The organism is Pedobacter gandavensis, from assembly GCF_032678745.1.
Classification (GTDB): domain Bacteria; phylum Bacteroidota; class Bacteroidia; order Sphingobacteriales; family Sphingobacteriaceae; genus Pedobacter; species Pedobacter gandavensis_C.
The window spans coordinates 469,220-490,136 of sequence record NZ_JAVTST010000001.1; the positions used below are offsets into that span (position 1 = coordinate 469,220).

Consider the following 20,917-nt stretch of genomic DNA (forward strand, 5'->3'; position numbering starts at 1 on the left):
CTTGAAAAGAAAAGACTTTCTCTACCTATCCGGAATCGGGATGGGAGCTTTGATGCTTCCCGACCTTTCTGCTTTCGGAAATCCTATCGATCCCTTGCAAGCATTGGAAGGGGTAGATGTGAAAATTAAAAAAGAACTCGCCGATGCGGCTTTAAATGCGGCAAAATCTAAAGGTGCTAGTTATGCAGATATCAGAATTGGCCGATACCTCAATCAATTCGTGGCTACAAGAGAGAAAAGAGTGCAGGGCGTAGCCAATACCGAATCGTATGGAATTGGCGTACGGGTACTTGCTGATGGCTGCTGGGGATTTGCTGCAACCAACAATGTGACCAAAGAGGCGGTAGCTAAAGCTGCCGAACAAGCGGTTGCAGTAGCTAAGGCAAATGCCAAGATTCAGGGGGAGCCGGTACAGCTGGCACCACAGAAAGGTTTTGGTGAGGTGAGTTGGAAAACCCCGTTGGAAATCAATGCGTTTGAGGTTCCTGTGAAGGAGAAGGTAGACCTCTTGCTCAACGTGAATGACATCGCTATGCAAAATGGTGCGAGCTATGTGAACTCGGTCATCTTTGCGGTAAATGAGCAGAAATATTTTGCCTCTACAGATGGTTCTTACATTGATCAGGACATCCATCGCATTTATCCTTCCTTTAACGTCACTAGAATTGACCGGGAGTCGGGTAAATTCCAAACCAGGTCTGCCTTAAGTTCTCCAATGGGGATGGGTTATGAATACATGAATGCCCGTCCGCAGGATAAGGTTTCAGGTGTGGTGACCCGTTATAAAGACAGGTATGATATGTTGGAAGATGTGAAGTCTGCGGCACTCAATGCCTCAGAAAAGGTGAAAGCTAAATCTGTGGAGCCTGGGAAGTATGACCTGGTCTTAGATCCTTCACATTTATGGTTAACTATTCATGAATCTGTAGGGCATCCAACGGAGCTGGATCGCGTATTAGGCTATGAAGCGAATTACGCAGGAACGAGCTTCCTGACCCTCGATAAATGGAAATCCAAGAACTTTAAATTTGGTAGCGAGCGCGTAAATGTGGTGGCCGATAAAACTCAGCCAGGTTCTCTGGGTGCAGTGGGTTATGACGATGAAGGCGTGAAATGTAAGAAATGGGACATTATTAAAGATGGTGTTCTGGTGAATTATCAAGCCATTCGTGATCAGGCACACATCATCGGTCTGGATGAATCGCAGGGTTGCTGCTATGCCCAGGGATGGGACGATGTGCAATTCCAGCGCATGCCGAATATCTCTTTACAAGCAGGAAAAGAGAAGCTTAGCGTGGATGATATGATAAAAAACGTAGAAAAAGGGATATACATCATCGGAAATGGTAGCTTTTCAATTGATCAGCAGCGTTATAATTTCCAGTTCGGCGGACAAACATTTTACGAGATCAAGAACGGAAAGATTGCAGGAATGCTGAATGATGTGGCTTACCAGTCTAATACTCAGGAGTTCTGGAATTCCTGTTCTGCTATTTGCGACCAAAGTGATTACCGCCTAGGTGGTTCTTTTAACGATGGTAAAGGACAACCTTCGCAAAGCAGTGCAGTTTCCCATGGAAGTGCAACCACAAGATTTAATGGAGTTAATGTGATTAATACAGCAAGAAAGATTTAATTATGGCCATATTAAGTAAAGAAGAAGCCCAGGCAATACTAAAAAAGGTACTCAGCTATTCAAAATCTGATTCCTGTGAACTAAGTTTAAGTGGTTCTGATGGCGGGAATATCCGCTATGCGAGAAATGCAGTGTCTACTGCCGGACAAATCAGTGTGATGGATCTGTCAGTGAGTGCTACTTTCGGAAAGAAAACAGGGGTAGCCACCATCAATGAATTTGATGATGCCTCCTTACAGAAAGTCGTGAAAAGAGCCGAAGAACTGGCCATGCTCGCACCGGAAAACCCAGAGTTTATGCCATTATTAGGGCCACAGACTTTTCAGGAATCCGCAACCTATAATGCAAAAACAGCTGCCATTACTCCGGATACAAGGGCGGAAATGGTAGGAAAGAGTCTGCAGGTATCAAAAGCAGCAAATCTGGAAGCCGCAGGGTTTTTAGAGAATTCTACGCGATTCAATGCCATTATGAACTCTAAAGGGCTTTTTGCCTATAACAAAGGCACCGATGTTTCCTTTTCTGTAACGGTAAGAAATCAGGCAGGAACAGGTTCGGGCTATATAGAGCAAGGTTTCAATGACCTGGACAAAATGGATACGCTAATGTTGAGTAAGATTGCGGCTTCGAAAGCAACAGGATCTGCAGCGGCAAAAGCCATTGAACCAGGGAAATATACCGTGATTTTAGAGCCATTAGCGGCTAGTGATATGCTGGGCAATATGTTCAGAGGCTTTGATGCGCGTAGTGCGGATGAGGGCAGGAGCTTTATGAGTAAAAAAGGCGGGGGAACCCGTTTGGGAGAACAGCTGTTTTCGGAGAATGTGAATATTTATTCTGATCCAATGAATCCGGAGATCCCTTCTGCAACCTGGACTGGTGATGGTTTACCGGTGAAAAGAACGCAATGGGTAGAAAAAGGGGTGGTGAAGAATCTTTCGTATTCCCGCTATTGGGCTGGACAAAAAGGTGTGGAGCCGGTACCATTCAGTAGAAGTATTGTGATGGAAGGTGGCACACAATCACTGGAAGACCTGATTAAAAGTACGGAAAAAGGGATTTTGGTGACCAGGTTCTGGTACATCAGGTCTGTGGATCCGCAAACGCTATTGTTAACAGGCTTAACCAGGGATGGTACTTTTTATATTGAGAATGGAGAGATTAAGTTCCCGGTAAAGAATTTCAGGTTCAATGAGAGTCCGGTGATCATGTTGAATAATGTGGAAGCCTTAGGGAAACCGGTAAGAACAGGAAGTGGAATGATCCCACCGATGAAAATCAGGGACTTTACTTTTACTTCTTTGTCGGACGCGGTTTAAATTAAAAAGGGACAATTAAAAAGGGAGGCAGGGTTTTTCAACGGCTGGAACCTTTGCCCTGAAGGGGGCAAAATTCCTATGCCTTTTTCATAACCCTGCCTCCCTTTTTTGTTGATCGCCATACTTTATGGGGGTCGTTTAAATTGGTTATTTAAAAGGATATTAGATTTTATAAAGAAGATTACATTGAGAAGAAGAGACTTTCTATATATGACCGGAGTTGGCCTTGGCGCCTCGATGGTTTCCGGTATGCCGGTTTTTGGCCGGGAGATTACCATTGAGGAGGCTTTGACGCCTGTGGATGTGGCTTTGAAGAAAAGAATGGCGGATGTGGCACTAAATGCGGCCAGGGCAAAAGGGGCTACTTATGCAGATGTCCGGATTGGCAGGTATCTAAATCAGGTGATTGCAACGCGGGAAAAGCAGGTGCAGAATATTGCCAATTCAGAGTCTTATGGCATGGGAGTTCGGGTGATTGCCTATGGTAGCTGGGGCTTTGCTGCAACCAATAATCTGGACAACGACAGCATTGCCAAAGCAGCAGAAATGGCGGTAGCCATTGCAAAAGGAAATGCGAAGTTGTTAACGGAACCGGTACAGCTGGCTCCACAGAAAGGTTTTGGAGAGGTCAGCTGGAAAACTCCAGTGGAAATCAATGCTTTTGAAGTGCCGATTACGGATAAGGTGGAGATGTTGTTAGGGGTAAATAATGAGGCTTTAAAAGGGGGAGCGAAGTATGTGAATTCGAATCTTTTTATGGTCAATGAACAGAAGTATTTTGCTTCTACGGATGGTTCTTATATCGATCAGGATATCCAAAGAATCTGGCCAACTTTTACGGTAACCAGGATTGATCCGGCAGGAGGAAAGTTTGAAACCAGAAATGCACTTTCGGCCCCAATGGGGATGGGATTTGAGTATTTGAAACCAAAGGATACAGAGCGGATTAAAGGTGGTCCGGTAACGATGTATAAAAAGCGTTATGATATGATGGAGGACGTCCGGGAAGCTACGGCACATGTGGCTGAAAAGTTGAAAGCCAAGCCTGTAGCACCGGGGAAATACGATCTGGTATTGGATCCTTCCCATTTGTTCCTGACCATTCATGAGTCTGTGGGGCACCCAACTGAGTTGGATCGGGTATTGGGTTATGAAGCCAATTATGCTGGAACCAGCTTCCTGACTTTGGATAAATGGGAAAGTAAGAAATTCAATTTTGGCAGTAAAATGGTGAATGTCATTGCGGATAAAACTGAGCCGGGTTCTTTAGGAGCTGTAGGTTACGATGATGAAGGGGTAAAATGTGGCAATTGGGATATCATTAAGGACGGTATTCTGGTGAACTATCAAACCATCAGGGATCAGGCGCATATTCTGGGCTTGAAAGCCTCTCAAGCCTGTTGTTATGCCGATAGTTGGGAAAGCATCCAGTTTCAACGCATGCCAAATGTGTCTTTAGCAGCTGGGAAGGTTCCGCTTACAGCTGCAGAGATGGTGAAGGATGTTGAAAAGGGGATTTATATGTTTGGTAGAAACTCTTATTCCATTGATCAGCAGCGTTATAATTTTCAATTTAGTGCGCAGCTGGCTTATGAAATTAAAGATGGAAAGCTTGGTGGAATGTTGAAAGATGCTTCTTATCAATCCAATACACAGGAGTTCTGGAATTCCTGTACACAACTGTGCGACCAAAGTGATTACCGTCTGGGGGGTACTTTTGCCGATGGCAAAGGTCAGCCAGGGCAGGTGAGTGCTGTATCGCATGGCAGTGCAACTACCCGATTTAACGGGGTAAACGTGATCAATACCGGACGTAAGTTAAGCTAAGATTTATTGTAACTTTTTGTGGGGGATAACCGTCTGATAATTACTATTTATTAACCTTAAACCACCTTACTTTGAAACGTAGAAATTTTATTTATTTAACAGGAGTTGGAGCGGCCGCGGCAATGCTTCCGGCCATTCCTGTATGGGGGAATGAGATCTCCCCTGAAAAAGCACTCGAATACATCGATCCAGCGGCAAAAAAGCTGCTTTCTGATGTCGCACTCAATGCTGCACGTGCTAAGGGAGCCACTTATACCGATGTTCGTGTAGGCAGGTACCTGAACCAGTTTGTAGTGACCAGAGAGGATAAAGTACAAAATATTGTCAATACAGAGTCTTATGGTGTGGGTATCCGCGTCGTTGCCAATGGTTGCTGGGGCTTCGCGGCAACAGACCAGATGGACAAAGACAGCATTGCGAAAGCAGCAGAATTGGCTGTAGCCATCGCAAAAGAGAATTCCAGGTTACAATCAGAACCGGTACAACTGGCACCACAAAAAGGTTATGGGGAAGTGAGCTGGAAATCTCCGATAGAGAAGAATGCTTTCGAAGTACCGATCAAGGAAAAGGTAGATTTATTGCTTTCCGTAAATGATGCCGCCATGAAAGGCGGTGCTGATTATATCAACTCCATTCTGTTTATGGTGAACGAGCAAAAGTATTTTGCTTCTTCTGATGGTTCCTATATTGATCAGGATGTTCACCGCATCTGGCCTACTTTTTTCATCACTAAAATCAATAAAGAGACTGGTAAGTTTGAAACCAGAAATGCCTTAAGTGCGCCTACAGGTAAAGGTTATGAATACCTGGATGCCAGACCTGAGGATAAAATAAAGACTGCTTCCGGAACCCTGTATAAAGGCAGGTATGATATGCTGGAAGATGCGAAACAGGCGGCAACGCAGGTGGGTGAAAAATTGAAAGCGAAGTCGGTGGAGCCGGGTAAATATGACCTGGTTCTCGATCCTTCACACCTTTGGTTAACCATCCATGAGTCTAGCGGACACCCTACGGAACTGGATCGTGTATTGGGCTATGAAGCGAATTTTGCAGGTACCAGCTTCCTGACTTTAGACAAATGGCAGAGCAAGAATTTTAAATATGGCAGTAAGGAAGTGAACATTACCGCGGATAAAACAGAGCCAGGTTCTTTAGGAGCGGTTGGTTATGATGATGAAGGCGTGAAATGTGGCAAATGGGATGTGATCAAAGATGGTGTTCTGGTGAATTACCAGGCAATCAGAGACCAGGCACATATTGTTGGATTGGATCATTCACAGGGCTGTTGTTATGCCGATAACTGGAGTAGTGTACAATTCCAGCGCATGGCAAATATTTCTTTGCAACCGGGTAAAAAGCCTTTATCTATTGCCGACCAGATTAAAAATGTAGAAAAAGGGATTTATATCGTTGGTGATGGCTCTTTTTCTATTGATCAGCAGCGCTATAACTTCCAGTTTGGCGGACAGTTGTATTATGAAATTAAAGCGGGTAAGATTGTAGGAATGCTGAAGGATGTAGCTTATCAGGCCAATACGCAGGAGTTCTGGAATTCTTGTGTCGCCATCTGCGATCAGAGTGATTACCGACTAGGTGGTTCATTCTTCGATGGTAAGGGGCAACCTATGCAAACCAGTGCCGTATCTCATGGTTCGGCTACCACGCGTTTCAATGGAGTTAATGTGATCAATACAGCTAGAAAAATCGGATAGAAATCATGGCAATACTAACTAAAGAACAAGCCAAAGCGCTTTTGACGAAAGTGCTGAGCTACTCAAAAGCAGATGAAATTGAAGTAAACCTGGGTGGATCTGATTCAGGAAATGTCCGATATGCAAGAAGTTCAGTTTCTACCAGTGGGGGCTCTAGTACCCAAAGTCTGGTGGTGAGTGCAGCATTTGGCAAGAAATTAGGGGTGGCAACGATCAATGAATTTGACGATGCCTCTCTGGAAAAAGTAGTGCGCAGGGCTGAGGAACTGGCAAAGCTGGCACCGGAAAATCCGGAGTTTATGTCCTTTTTAGGCCCTCAGGAATATGGTCCGGATTCGCCAACCTATTCGGAGGTTACTGCAGCTGTAGGCCCGAAAGAAAGAGCTGATGCTGTTGCTGCAAGTCTGGATCAGGCAAAGAAAAATAAACTGAATGCAGCGGGTTTCCTTTCTAATCAGTCGGGCTTTTCAGCGATGATGAATAGCAAGGGCCTGTTTGCCTATAATAAGGCCTCAGATGTGGCCTTTAATATTACCATTCGTACAGATGATGGCAAGGGATCTGGTTATGCGACCAGAGGTTATAACGACTTTAGTAAACTGGATACCAAGACAGATACTGCTGTGGCGGCAAAAAAAGCCATGGCTTCGGTTACCGCAAAGGCGATTGAGCCGGGTAAATATACCGTGATCCTGGAACCTACTGCAGTGGCCGTAATGCTGGAGAACCTGTTTTTTGACCTTGATGCCCGTAGGGCAGATGAAGGTAGGAGTTCAATGAGCAAGCCTGGTGGGAAAACTAAAGTAGGAGAACAATTACTGGATGAGCGTGTCAATGTCTATTCAGATCCATGGGATAAGGAATTACCGGGATCTACCTGGTCTGGCGATGGCAGACCGCAGCAGAAAGTAAACTGGATAGAAAAAGGGGTGGTTAAAAACCTGTATGCTTCGAGGTATTGGGCAGAAAAAACCGGGATTAAAGCCTTGCCTTCGCCAGATGGTCTGATCATGGTAGGTGGCAATAAATCTTTGGAAGAGCTGATAAAAGGAACAGAGAAAGGCATATTGGTGACCAGGTTATGGTATATCCGTCCTGTAGATCCTCAGACCTTATTATTGACCGGACTCACCAGAGACGGTACATTTTATATTGAGAATGGAGAGATCAAGTTTCCGATCAAGAATTTCAGGTTCAATGAAAGCCCGATTATCATGTTGAACAACCTGGAGGAAATGGGGAAAACAGAAAGAACAGTGTCAGCAGAATCGAATTCAAATTACCTGTTGCCACCATTAAAGATTAGAGATTTCACTTTTACCTCTTTGTCAGACGCAGTTTAGCGCAGAGATAGAAAATGAAAATGGCTGCCCGAGTTGAATCGGAGCAGCCATTTTGCATAGGTAGGGATGTCTGTAGGGTATTTTTTCGCTTATTTATTGATGTTAGGATTACTGTTTAATTCCGATTGTGGAACAGGAATCAGGTAATAAGGGCTGTTAGGTACAAAATCCGTATCATTTGAGAACCTTAACGTCGTATGTTGTTTCGCTAATACTTCTTTTGGACCAGTAGGTGTAATGACCGTAACTTTTAATGGTTTTCCGTCTAATCCCAGAGCTGGTTTTCTAACCACGGTCGACTGTGTTCTTAAGATATCTGAGATGGCAAAACCTTCTCCCCAGAGTTCTTTTCTTCTTTCAATCAGGATATCGGCAATCACCTCATCTTTAGTTTTTGAACCTAATAGATAAGCATTCGCCTTTCTTGCTGTTAAAAGCTCATTTAAGGTCTCTACAGCTTTAGGCAAGTTGTCTGCTCTTGCATAACCTTCTGCGGCAATCAAAGTCATTTCTGCAGAACGCATCATCACGATATCAGCGGTAACATCTGCGCGGAATTTGAATTTCTGGTACCTTAAATAGCCTTCTCTGCTTGGTGATCCATCCCATTGGAACAGTTTTGACCTGATGTCATTATCATCAAACAGTTTTTTGAAATTTGGATCTGCCATGAAGCTGTAGTAGTAAGAAGAAGAGCTGCTCACATCTATGTAATGGAAGGAATAACTGGCATTACTTTGATCTGGCTGCTGTCCTTGTCCCCAGATCCATTCGCTGTTTTTCAAATCATTGAAGCCATTTGCATAGTCATCAGCGGGCATATAAGCATAGTTTTTCTTTGCTGCCAGGGCTTGTTCCGTAGCCAGATCCCATTTACCGATGTTCAGGTAAGTTCTCGCTAAGAGACCATGAACCACATCAATATTGATTTTATATTTAGTAGTACCGGGGCGGCTATAAGTTGGCAATAAGCGCTCTGCCTCTGTTAAATCGGCGATGATCACTTTATAGATTTCTTCCAGCGTTGCTTTTGGCTGCCCAACAGAGGTTGGTGTGGTTGGGGTAATGTATAAAGGAACTGCTTTTGCATTCGGATTCAACTGGTAATTGAACTGGTAATACGTCACCAGGTTTAAATAGCTGTTGGCTCTTAAGGCTAAGGCCTGACCTTTAATTCTGGCTTTTTTCTCTGCTGTACCTTCTGCTCCATCAATTTTGGTGATGACGTTGTTCATGTTGTCGATCACTTTGTATAAAAGCGTCCAGATTCCGTTCAATCGTGTTTGGTTGTTAGCGATGGTATAGTTGTAGGAATCACTATAACCATACTTATTTTGAATGATGGCTACATCATTACCCATGGCATCACTGTTTCTAAAAATAGTAGAATAACCTGGGTTGGCATAGGTAAAAAAGGTTTCGTGCATATAGGCCCAGGTACCGTTAATTACCAAATCGATGTTGTCAGCATTCGCATAAACCAGTGCTTCGTCTACGGATGTTGTAGGGCTGGTGGTTAACTCTTTCTTGCAACCCAGAAAAGGGAGTAAAAGAGCCGTAACCGCGATATATGTGATATTTTTGATCTTCATTGTCGTAGAATTTAAATTAGAAAGTAAGGTTTAAACCAGCAGATAAAGTGCGCATTGATGGGTAACGGAAATAGGTTGTTCCTTCAATGGTTTGCTCAGGATCCATTCCCTTATGACCGTAAAAGGTCAGCAGATTTTCTCCGGTTAGCGTCAGTCTCAGATTGGCTAATCCCCATCTGTTGGCCAATGTTTTTGGCAAACTGTAAGCTAAAGTCACGTTTTTCAATCGTGCATAAGTCCCACTGTACAGGAATCGGGTAGAGGCTTGCGTCCATCCTTTGTTATCTGTAGTCAGCTTAGGCACATCTGCATTTGGATTTTCCGGTGTCCAGTGGTTCAGGATTTCTGTAGACCATGGGCGGCCGATAGAGCTACCAGTATGCATTAAACCTACATAATCATTGTCCAGGATTTTACCACCAATGCTATAGCTCAATAAAGCAGAGATCTCAAACTCTTTGTAATTGAAGGTATTGGAGATACCCCCCGTTAGCTTAGGAAGTGAAGTACCCTGGTAGTATTGTGTAGCCTTCGTGTAATCATTTGTAGTTACTTTGTTGTTGTTATTGTCTGTTCTATACCAAAGAGGTTCACCGTTAGCTGGGTTTACACCTGCCCATTCTTTCAGGTAGAAATCAGAAATCGTTCCACCTATCTGCATAATTTTAGTCGTTGTGACAATCGGTTCAGATGGCTTGCTAGGATCTCTCTGTGGCAATTCGGTAATGGTGTTTTTGTAATGTGTTGCATTTAAACTAACTGTCCATCTGAAATCTTGAGTTCGTACTGGAACGGCATTGATCTGTACTTCGAATCCGATGTTTTTCAGGGCGCCAACGTTTTCATCGATGGCGGAGAATCCTAATGATGGAGGCAGTGGACGGCTAAACAATAAGTCTTTTGATCTTCTGTCGAAATACTCTACCGTACCGCTGATGCGATCATTGAAGAAACCGAAATCTACCCCAACATTCAGGTTTAAATTAGATTCCCATTTCAGGTTTGGTGTAGCCAATCTTGAGCTGACCAATCCACTTTCACCCAGGTTATTCATCACACGGTATAGTCCTTTGTAAGCGTAATAAGATCCGATGTTGTCGTTACCTTGCGCACCATAACTGGTTCTTAAGGTCAAAGTACTCAACCATGGGGTATCTTTCAGGAAGTCCTCTTCTGAAGCTTTCCATGAACCACCTAAGGACCAAAAGGTACCCCAACGTTTCTTTTCAGAGAATCTTGAGGTTCCATCACTTCTTAGGGAAGCGGACAAGAGGTATTTCTTTTTGTAGTCATATTCTGCTCTTCCAAGGAAACTTAACAAAGCATAGTCGATGGAACTTCCACTAAAACCAGTCAGCTGTGCAGCTGCATCTGGCTCATAAAAACCTGGTAGCGCAAAGCGCTGACGGGAACCGGAAATTACACGGTAATTGTATTTGTAAAGCTCTTGTCCAGCTAAAACATTCAGGTGATGGTCACCAATAGTTTTATCGTAGGTCGCAATATTGTTCCAGGTCCAGGAATAAGTTCTGCTATTTGATTTAGATACAGAGCCACTGGTTTCTTTTCCATCACCTAACAATGGATTGCTGTAATTATGAGTGTTCAGGTTTACAAAATCACCACTGTAAGTGCTTTTTAACTTTAATCCAGGTAGGATGGTAGCTTCTAAGAATGTTCTGGCAGAAACATTATCCTTCATGATTTCTGATTTATCCAGTCCTACCGTAGCAGGGAGGTTACTTCTTGGAATGGCAGAGCTTGGACGGTAGGCACCAAAATCATAGATCTTTTGATTGTTGCCATCCAGTTTATAAGAACCATCAGGATTGCGTTCATATATTGGATAAAAGCTTGGGATCGCTCTTGAATATTGAATTACATTGGCGGTATTACTGTCTTCCGAAGTTGGATAATCCTGAATGCTGTTTGCAGCAGAAAAATTCAGTCCTGCGGTCAGCCATTTTTTTGCCTGAGTGGTCAGGTTTATTCTTGCATTGTAGCGTTTGTATCCTGAACCCAATGCAATACCTTTATCGTTCAGGTATCCACCAGAGATGAAATATTGGCTTTTTTCGCCACCACCACTAAAGCTTAGATCCGCTTGAGTTCTTCTGGCTGTTTGTTCTGTAGCATCGCCCCAGTTGTCATTCCATAGCGCTGTAGCACCAGGAACAATTTTACCATCCAATCCAACTGGATTTGGGTAATTGATGCCATAAGGGTTGATGCCTAAATCACCGATGATTTGTCTGCTGGCTGCTTCTCCAGCCTGTTGGTCTGTGAATGTAGGGTTAGAACTGATTTGTTTGTTTTTTACTGCCAACCAATAGTTTTCAAAGTATTGATCGGTGGTTACCTGTGCGTAATCTTTTATGGCACGGTCTGATATTCCCTGGCTATAGCTCGCGTTGATTTGAGTTTCAGTGTTTCTTTTACCAGATTTAGTGGTGATGATGATGACACCATTTGCACCTCTGGAACCATATAAGGCACTTGAAGCGGCATCTTTTAGCACACTGATCGATTCTACATCTGCCGGGTTAAGGGCACTCAGGTCTCCGGAAAAAGGGTTACCATCTACTACATATAAAGGGGCACTGGAAGCGTTAATTGAACCGATACCGCGAATACGGATGGTTGCTGCAGTTCCCGGTTGTCCACTGGAGGAAACCGCTTGAATACCTGGCGCTAAACCTTGCAGTGCCTTCGTGATGTTGGACACTTGTCGGTTTTGAAGTTGTTCTCCATTGATTCGGGATACAGATCCGGTAATGTCTCTCTTTTTTGAGGTACCATAAGCCACGACCACTACTTCATCCAGGTTGTTGGAACCATCAACAAGGGATACTTTTAAGTTAGCACCTGCTTTTGCCTGGATCTCCTCACTGTTAAAACCGAGGTAAGAAAATACCAGTGTTTCCTGTTCTTTAGGCAACTGAAGAAGGAAATTTCCGTCTTTATCAGTGGTTGTACCCACTTTTGAGCCTTTGATCAGTACACTCACCCCAGGTAGGGGAAGTTTGGTTCCTTTTTCAATTACTGTACCGCTAACTTTATAAAGCTCCTGGGCATGTGCAAATTGAATGAAGAACAACAGGAATAAAATAGATAATCTTGTTTTCATTTGAATAGTTTTTTCTTTGATAATAGGATTTAGCTCCGCCGGTTCCCTAAATTATAGGAAGGGTAAGGGGGGCAATAAAAGAATGTTTTAGGCAGAAATTTTAGGCAATAGTTTTCCTTCACCGAAATGTGGTGTTTTCCTCAACTAAGAAATATTTCTACAGAATTAGGCCGGGCAACAACACATTCGGCGTGTTGCAGGAACCTTTGAAATTAAACAGGTGAAGGATTCAGCCTGAGGAGAATTTTGAAGTAGAATTTGATACATAACCGTGTCTTTACTTGAACATATTAAACGTTTCGCATGCAAATGTAAGTAAAAACACTACTAAATCCCTAGACTTTAAGTAAATTCTATCAGATTATTGTCATAATAGATTGGAATCGGCTTTTAATGCGCTTCAATAGTGGTTTGTTGATTAAAGAAAAGAGGCTGGTCATGATGATTTTGACACAGCCTCTTTGATGAAATGAGGTTTTATTGGGTTACTTCCAGCCGCCACCTAAGGCGCGATACAGATTCACAACTGCATGTAATTTCTGGCTTTGGTCATTTATTCCTTTCAGTTCTGCGCTCAGCAGGTTTTGCTCAGCCGCTAGAACATCTGTATAATTGGTATTCTTACTGTTGTTTAACAGCTCTTTATTAAATTCAACAGCGAGGCTTAATGCCTTCAGTTGTTTGGCACGTTTTTCTTCTTTTTGTGCTGCCGCCTGGTATGCTGAAAGTGCATCAGAGACTTCCTGACTGGCTTTCAATAAAGAAAGTTCAAAGAAGTGTAAGGCTTGTTGTTGCTTAGATAAGGCAATCGCTAAACCTGCTTTATTTTGTCCTTTGTTTAAAATTGGTTGTGTCAGAGAACCGGCAATATTGCCGAATAAACTGCCTTTACTAAACCAATCTTTCCAACCATAGTTCGAAAAACCAGCCGTGGCTGTAATATTCAGTCCGGGGTAAAATTGAGTTCTGGCCACATTCGTGTTTTCAAATGCTGCGCGAAACAGGTATTCTGCTTGTTGTACATCCGGACGATGTGCCAGCAATTGTGCAGGGATTCCAGGTTTTAAATTATAAACAAGTTGCTGTTGCAGTAGTGTGCTTCTTTGAATCGGGGCAGGAGATCTGGCTAGCAGGACAGCCAGGGCATTTTCCTTTACCCTGATCTGTTGCTCCAGATCCGGAATAGACAATTCAGCTTCATAATAATTCGCTTCACTTTGAACGACAGCTACACCATTTAAGATGGAGTTTTCAAATAGGAGCTTTATGGTTGCTGCATCCTGGCCTCTGTTCAATGCGGTTTTCTTAGTGACAGCCAGCTGCTCGTCCAGGCTTAGCAAATCGTAATAGTGATTGGCAATGTCGGCAATCAGTTGTGTCTGTATAGCTCTTTTGGCGGCATCGCTAGCCAGCAATTCTGCCATCGCTCCGCGTTTCGCACTGCTTAATTTGCCCCAAATATCCAGCTCCCAATTGCTGCTGATGCCAAAGTCGTATTGGGTCGTGTTTTTGAAAAGGCCAAATCCCTGTGGGTAGGACAGTCGACTTTGTTTTGCGCCAATGTTTGTTTTCAAGTCGGGTAGGTAAGCTGCTTTGCTTTTTCTTAGCAGGGCGTTCGACTGATTGATGCGTTCTATAGCAATTTTTAGGTCCAGATTGGCAGTTAGGCCTTCTGTTATCAGTTGTTGTAAAATGACATCTGTAAACAGGGAAGACCATTGCATACGCACCATGTTTAAGGTATCAGCTACTGCTGCTGAATTGCGATAAGCAGCTGGTTGAGAGATATTGGGTTGCTGGTAAGTTTTGCTGACTTTACAGGAAGTTATGCCCAGCGCTGCCATCAATAGCAGCACTGGGGTTTTATATTGGAATATTTTCATATAGTTCAATTAATTGATTTCTGGAATTGGACGTGGAGGATGATTTGGAATTGGGGCTCCTGTTATCTTTTCCTGTAGCGATTGGAAAATCACAAACAAAACAGGAATCACAAACACACCAAATAGCGTTCCGATCAGCATGCCACCAACCGCAGCGGTACCGATTGATTTATTACTCAATGCACCTGCACCCGTTGCCATCATTAAAGGAATCAATCCAAAAATAAAAGCGAAGGAAGTCATCAGGATTGGTCGTAGTCTTGCTCTCGCACCCAATAAAGCGGCTTGTACGATGCTTCTGCCACTCAATCTGTGCATTAAGGCAAATTCTACAATCAGAATGGCATTTTTGGCAAGTAAGCCAATCAGCATGATCAGACTGATCTGCAGGAAAATGTTGTTGTCGATTCCAAATAGGTTGGCAAATATAAAAGCACCGGCTAATCCTATGGGTAGGGATAATAAGACCGAGAAAGGCAGGATGTAACTCTTATACTGGGCACTTAACAGGAAGTAGATAAATACCAGACATAAGGCGAAAATCATGACCGTTTGACTGCCGCTGGACAGTTCTTCTCTGGTTAAGCCTGAAAACTCGTAGGTGTAACCACGACTTAAAGTCTGGGCGGCAACTTCCTCAATGGCTTTAATTGCATCACCTGAACTGTATCCTTTATTAGGAACGCCGGTCACCATTGTAGAGGTAAATAGGTTGAAACGGTTGATGAATTCAGGGCCATAGGTTTTCTTCAAGGTCACAAATTCTGCTATTGGTGCCATGACTCCCTTTTCCGTTTTCACAAATACCTTGTTGAGGTCAGTTTCTTTTTCTCTGAAATCCGGGTGACTTTGCATCATTACGCGGTATTGTTTTCCAAACTTGTTGAAGTCGGAAGCGTATACCCCACCAAAATAACCCTGTAGCGTATTCAAAACCGTGTTTACCGAAACTCCTGCATCTTTACATCTGGCTACATTTACGTTAACCTGTAACTCCGGGAAGCCGATGTTAAAGGGACTGGTGGCGTACATGATTTCCGGACGCTGGTTAATCCCCGCCATGAATTTCCCGATAGATTTGGCAAATGCCTCATAGTTTCCACCGGTTTTATCCTGCAGCTGTACTTCAAAACCATTGCTGTTGCCGAAACCCTGTAAGGTTGGCGCGGCGAAAAAGATCACTTTTGCACCTTTTATATGTGCGGTTTTCGCAAAGAGCTGGTTTACGATGCTTCCCACATCTTGTTGAGGTCCTTTTCGTACATTCCATGGTTTTAAGCGGATAAATAAAGCACCATAAGAACCCCCAAATCCATTGATCAGGTCCATTCCTGCTAATCTTGAAGAGAGTTCTACTTCTGGGATGCTTCTGGCAATGCTATCAACCAGGTTCGTGATTTCCTCGGTACGCTCTAATGTGGCTGCCGGAGGGAGGATCACGTCTCCATAAATGGCGCCACCATCTTCATTAGGGACGAAACCGGTAGGTGTAGTTTTTAATAGGGAATAAAATATCATTCCGAAAAGTGCAATGCCCGCTAAGGAAAGCCATTTTCTGCGGATCAGGAACCTCACTGCCCGCATATATTTAGCCGTTAAAGACTCAAATGAAGCATTGAATCCAGCATAGAACCTGGGCATGAAACCTTGTTTTGGCTGATCTTTTTCAGGATGATGGGGTTTTAACAAAATTGCACAAAGGGCAGGGCTTAATGTTAGGGCGTTTACCGCAGAGATCACAATTGCGACAGCTAAGGTTAAGCCGAACTGCTTGTAAAATACCCCCGCAGATCCGGTGATAAAGGTGACGGGAACAAATACTGCCGACATGATCAGGGTAATTGAAACAATTGCACCACTGATTTCGCTCATCGCATGAATCGTTGCTTTTTTAGCGGATTTAGCTCCCTGGTCTAGTTTCGCATGGACGGCCTCGACCACCACAATCGCATCATCTACCACAATTCCGATGGCCAATACAAGAGCGAAAAGTGTCAGGAGGTTAATCGTAAAGCCAAAGAGTTTCAAAAAGAAGAACGTACCAATGATTGCTACGGGCACGGCAATGGCCGGGATCAGGGTGGATCTGAAATCCTGTAGGAAGATAAATACTACGATAAATACCAGGATAAAGGCTTCTGCAATGGTATACATTACTTTCTCTATCGAGGCGTCCAGGAATTCATTGGCATTTAAGAAGGTTTGGTATTCCACACCTGGAGGGAAATCTTTGGAGGCTTCTTTCAAAATGTTTTCACAGGCAATGATCAATTCTCTGGCATTGGAGCCGGAAGACTGGCTCACAGCACCACCAGAAGAGACTTTTCCCTGCGTCACCAGACTTGTGGTATAATCCAATGCGCCAAACTCTACTGTAGCTACATCTTTTAACCGGACCAGGCCACCTTGTTGGGCACTGCGAAGGATGATGTTTTCAAATTGCGAGGGTTCCTCTAAGCGGCCGGTATATTTTAAGGCATACTGCACAGATTGCTTGCTGTTTTCTCCAATCTTTCCGGGCGCAGCTTCTATGTTTTGTTCTTTTAAAGCGGCGATAATGTCATCAGGTACCAAATGATAACTAGCCATTGCATCCGGTTTCAACCAAACCCTCATCGAATATTCCTGATTGCCATAAATTACGGCTTCACCAACACCTTCTACACGTTTCATTTGCGGCATGATGTTTATCCTGAGGTAATTGTCCAGGAATTTCTGATCATAGGCGCCGTCTTTACTGAAAAGTAAAAAGCTAAATGCCGTACTGCTCAGTTTTTTACTGGTGGTAATCCCAGCTTTAATCACTTCGGTAGGCAATAAGCTGGTGGCTTTAGTGACCCGGTTTTGTACGTTTACCGCAGCCTGATCTGGATCCGTACCCTGTTTAAAGAATATGGTGATGGTGGCACTTCCATTGTTACTCGCGGTGGAAGTCATGTAAGTCATGTTTTCTACTCCATTGATTTGCTCTTCCAATGGTACAATTACACTTTTCATGACCACATCTGCATTGGCACCCTGGTAAGCGGCAGAAACGGCAACGGTAGGCGGGGCAATTTCCGGATATTGGGAAATAGGAAGGGAGAGCAGGCCTAAAAGGCCCAGTATGACAATAATAATCGATATGACCGTAGACAGTACCGGATTTTCTATAAATTTTCTTAACATCTCGTTCTATATTATTTTGTAGCCGCTGCTGATTTGATTTTCATTCCATCTTTTAGGTTGTCCAGGCCTTCGGTTACGATCTTATCCCCGGATTTCAAGCCAGTACTCACGATAAAGTCTTTCTCCGTTCCAGCGTCCAATACTTCGATTGCGGTATGGTGAACCGTATCTTTAGGATCAATGGTGAATACGAAATGTTTGCCTTGAAGTTCAAAAGTGGCGCTTTTAGGGACCAGAATTGCTGCATTCAGCAAGGTTGGGATGCGCAAAACGGCACTGGAACCACTCCATAGTTTCCCTTGTGGATTTGGGAAGACTGCTTTAAAATTTGCTGCCCCGGTACTGGCATTCAATACCCCACTTAATGTTTCGATTTTACCTTTTGTAGGATACTCAGTTCCATCTGCGAGAACTAGCGAAACCTCAGGCATATTTTTAAACTTGTCGCTAGTCTGGTTGCCATTGTACTTATTTAAGAAAGCGGCAAGTTGCTGCTGACTGAGCGAGAAAAATGCATAGATCCTGTTTGTATTGGCGATGCTGCTGAGGGGGATTTCTGCGCTGCTGCTCACAAGGCTTCCCACTTTATAAGGCAGGCTTCCCACTACGCCATTGATTGGGCTCACAATATGGGTAAATGCAAGATTTGATTTCGCGGCTGATAGATTTGCCTTAGCCTGTAATAATGCCGCTTTTTTAACGCGGACTACATTTCTAGCGGCTGTAGCTTCAAAATCGTTGACGATCTTTTTATCGACTAGTGTTTTTGTTCGTTCTGCCTGAATGCTGGCCGTTTCCAGGTCTGCTTCTGCAGCGAGTACCGCCGCCTGCTTGCTATTCATATCCTGTTGGAAACTATTGGCGTCAATTTTAAATAAGGGCTGACCTTTGGTCACGCGGCTACCTTCGGTTACATACACCTTTTCTATATAGCCATCTACTTTGGACCTGATTTCTACCGTTTCTTCTCCTTGAAGGATGGCCGGGTATTCTACTGCAATTGCAGTTTTGCTGGGCTCAATTACTAAGCTTGGAAATTCAGGCAGACTTTCTTGTTGTCCTTTTGGTGTTGCGCTGGAGCAAGCACTGAAAAGTGCGCTGATCAATAAAGGGTAAGCGAGCAGTTTTGTTTTGGTAAGGTTCATTGGATAACGTTGTTTTTGAATGGATAAATGTTATTGTTCCTTAAAAATTTGGGCATAGCGATTCCTGCTCAATGAAATCCATAAGGGTCGATGAGTAATAGGATACGCGATAATGATCGCGTTAAACAGGAGTGTGCTAAGGTTTACTTAAAGAGTACGTTCCAATAAGGGACGAGGTATACGGGGAGCAGGGCTGCTGTGCCGTAAAGAATAGTCAGGGTATTTTTTTGTAGCATAATTGGCATAATCCTGTGGGTTGAATAATTATTAATTTCTCATCTGCCTGTTTTTGTAAATCTGATGAATGCAATATTATCGGTTTCAGGGCTTGATAAGTTCGGCAAAGTTAGTACTTTTGTTAATATAACAAGCAATCACTTGTTTTATTAGATTATGAAGACAAACAGATTTTTGATGTTGCTGAAAACCAGAGGAGCTTTGACTTCAGCATCGATTGCGAAAGAGCTGGGCATCACTAATGAGGGTGCAAGGTTGCAATTGTTGAAATTTACTGAAGAGGGCCTGGTGAGTTCCTTTAATGAATCTGCAGGAGTGGGGAGGCCTAAACAGTTTTTTAAGCTTACGCAGGAAGGGAATGCCCAATTCCCGGATACGCATTCTGAATTGACGGTTAAATTAATTGCCGGAATGCGGGATGTATTGGGAGAAGCGGCGCTTCAAAAGGTGATTGATGTTACAGAACAAGCGGGAAAAGAGCGGTACTTAGAGGAGTTGGCACCGCTGGCAGAATTGGAAGATCGGATTGCCAAACTTGCGGAGATCAGGACAAGAGAAGGGTATATGGCAGAATATACCAAAGACGAATCGGGTTATCTACTGGTAGAGAACCATTGTCCGATTTGCGCTGCTGCAAAAACCTGTCAAGGGTTTTGTACTGCAGAGCTGAACGTATTTAAACACGTATTAGGGGAAACAGTCAGCATCAATCGCCTGGATCATATTGTGAGTGGCGACCGCAGGTGCGCTTACCGGATTGCAGAAATAACGGAATAGGAATTTGATTTAGCTTCTGATGACCAATTCCGTATCCAATACCCGGTTTTCGAATTCTGTGACCGGATATTTACTTTCGATCAGTTTGATCAACATTTCTGTAGCCATACGTCCCATTTCATAAGCAGGTTGCCTTACGGAGCTTAGCGAAGATTTAAACAAGTCCAATACATCTGAATTGCTAAATCCAGAAACTGCGATTTCTTCCGGCACAGCGATATTGAATTTCTTTAACACGGTTAAACAGCCGATGCTCAGGCGGTCGCCGGCAACAAAGATGGCATCTGGTTTATCTTCCAGTGACATCAGTTCCGAAATGGCGTGTTCTGTTTCTTCCTGGAACATCCCACCATGTGGACAATGTTTGATGTATTCCTCTTGTAGGGGAATCCCATATTCGTTTAAGGCAGCCGTATAACCAGCCAATCTTTCGATACTTATAGAAAGGTGATTAGAACTGGTGAGGTGTGCAATTTTTCTGCGTCCGGATTCCAGAAGCTGAATGGTAGCATCATAAGCACCTTTTTCATTATTGGCACTGATCTTATGAGTTTCAATATCATTCGCTACCCGGTCAAAAAAGACCATCGGTAAACCGCGATCATGTAAAAGCTTCAAATGAGAAGTATCACTGGTTTCTGCAGATAGCGAAACCAATAATCCATCTACCCCTCTGGAGGCTAAATGTTGAATATTGATCTTTTCTCTATCATAAGATTCATGTGTTTGCGTAATGATAACATGATAGCCTCTATCATAGGCGATAGATTCAATTCCTCCAATGGCTTGAGAGAAATAATGGTTGGCTACTTCACTCACCAGGACTCCGATAGATTTTGTACGTCTTTCTTTTAAGCTTAAGGCAATAGGGTTTGGTCGGTAGTTGATCTTTTCTGCATATTCCAATACTATCTTTTTCGTTTCCACACTGATTTCATGGGTATCTCTTAAAGCCCTTGAAACAGTGGATGTAGACAGGCCCAGGGCCTTCGCGATATCTTTTAAAGTAGTCGGTTCGAACATGAAAAAAGGGGAAGAGTTTAAGTATTGGTCTATATAGGGCAATATAAGAATTATCATTCTAATTAAAAGCATCTGATTTTTAGACTGGGAACGTTGTCGGGAACGATTGCGCAAATTTATCTGGCCTT

Annotated in this window: 12 protein-coding genes; 6 read left to right on the forward strand and 6 right to left on the reverse strand. The window is 43.4% G+C overall.

Annotated features, from left to right (window positions below; translation table 11 throughout):
• The first annotated feature begins 1 nt into the window (after nucleotide 1).
• The 5 genes from R2S10_RS01845 to R2S10_RS01865 all read left to right on the forward strand — a co-directional run bounded on the left by R2S10_RS01845 (nucleotide 2) and on the right by R2S10_RS01865 (nucleotide 7,837).
• Nucleotides 2-1,636, forward strand: coding sequence for a TldD/PmbA family protein (locus R2S10_RS01845; RefSeq protein WP_316838731.1), 1,635 nt, complete (start codon nucleotides 2-4; stop codon nucleotides 1,634-1,636).
• Between the two features lie 2 nt (nucleotides 1,637-1,638).
• Nucleotides 1,639-2,955, forward strand: coding sequence for a TldD/PmbA family protein (locus R2S10_RS01850; RefSeq protein WP_316838732.1), 1,317 nt, complete (start codon nucleotides 1,639-1,641; stop codon nucleotides 2,953-2,955).
• Between the two features lie 186 nt (nucleotides 2,956-3,141).
• The gene (locus R2S10_RS01855; protein ID WP_316838733.1) at nucleotides 3,142-4,782 is read left to right on the forward strand and encodes a TldD/PmbA family protein; all 1,641 of its coding nucleotides are present in this window, start codon (nucleotides 3,142-3,144) and stop codon (nucleotides 4,780-4,782) included.
• A gap of 71 nt (nucleotides 4,783-4,853) precedes the next feature.
• Nucleotides 4,854-6,494 (forward strand): TldD/PmbA family protein, encoded by a 1,641-nt coding sequence (locus R2S10_RS01860; protein ID WP_316838734.1) that lies wholly within the window; start codon nucleotides 4,854-4,856, stop codon nucleotides 6,492-6,494.
• Between the two features lie 5 nt (nucleotides 6,495-6,499).
• Complete coding sequence (locus R2S10_RS01865; RefSeq protein WP_316838735.1) at nucleotides 6,500-7,837, forward strand: TldD/PmbA family protein; 1,338 nt, start codon at nucleotides 6,500-6,502, stop codon at nucleotides 7,835-7,837.
• An 89-nt stretch (nucleotides 7,838-7,926) separates the two neighbouring features.
• Here the strand turns inward: R2S10_RS01865 and R2S10_RS01870 are convergent, their stop codons facing one another.
• The 5 genes from R2S10_RS01870 to R2S10_RS01890 form a co-directional block, all read right to left on the reverse strand.
• Complete coding sequence (locus R2S10_RS01870) at nucleotides 7,927-9,429, reverse strand: RagB/SusD family nutrient uptake outer membrane protein (protein WP_316838736.1); 1,503 nt, start codon at nucleotides 9,427-9,429, stop codon at nucleotides 7,927-7,929.
• A gap of 16 nt (nucleotides 9,430-9,445) precedes the next feature.
• Nucleotides 9,446-12,556 (reverse strand): TonB-dependent receptor, encoded by a 3,111-nt coding sequence (locus R2S10_RS01875; protein WP_316838737.1) that lies wholly within the window; start codon nucleotides 12,554-12,556, stop codon nucleotides 9,446-9,448.
• Between the two features lie 485 nt (nucleotides 12,557-13,041).
• Complete coding sequence (locus tag R2S10_RS01880) at nucleotides 13,042-14,439, reverse strand: efflux transporter outer membrane subunit (protein WP_316838738.1); 1,398 nt, start codon at nucleotides 14,437-14,439, stop codon at nucleotides 13,042-13,044.
• A 9-nt stretch (nucleotides 14,440-14,448) separates the two neighbouring features.
• Nucleotides 14,449-17,607 carry an efflux RND transporter permease subunit gene (locus R2S10_RS01885; RefSeq protein WP_316838739.1) on the reverse strand — a complete coding sequence of 1,053 codons (3,159 nt, stop codon included), beginning with the start codon at nucleotides 17,605-17,607 and terminating at the stop codon, nucleotides 14,449-14,451.
• A gap of 11 nt (nucleotides 17,608-17,618) precedes the next feature.
• Nucleotides 17,619-18,752 (reverse strand): efflux RND transporter periplasmic adaptor subunit, encoded by a 1,134-nt coding sequence (locus R2S10_RS01890; RefSeq protein WP_316838740.1) that lies wholly within the window; start codon nucleotides 18,750-18,752, stop codon nucleotides 17,619-17,621.
• A gap of 393 nt (nucleotides 18,753-19,145) precedes the next feature.
• Between R2S10_RS01890 and R2S10_RS01895 the strand changes: the two genes are divergently transcribed.
• Complete coding sequence (locus R2S10_RS01895) at nucleotides 19,146-19,766, forward strand: metalloregulator ArsR/SmtB family transcription factor (protein WP_316838741.1); 621 nt, start codon at nucleotides 19,146-19,148, stop codon at nucleotides 19,764-19,766.
• 9 nt (nucleotides 19,767-19,775) lie between these two features.
• Here the strand turns inward: R2S10_RS01895 and R2S10_RS01900 are convergent, their stop codons facing one another.
• Complete coding sequence (locus tag R2S10_RS01900) at nucleotides 19,776-20,789, reverse strand: LacI family DNA-binding transcriptional regulator (protein WP_316839869.1); 1,014 nt, start codon at nucleotides 20,787-20,789, stop codon at nucleotides 19,776-19,778.
• Between the last annotated feature and the right edge of the window lie 128 nt (nucleotides 20,790-20,917).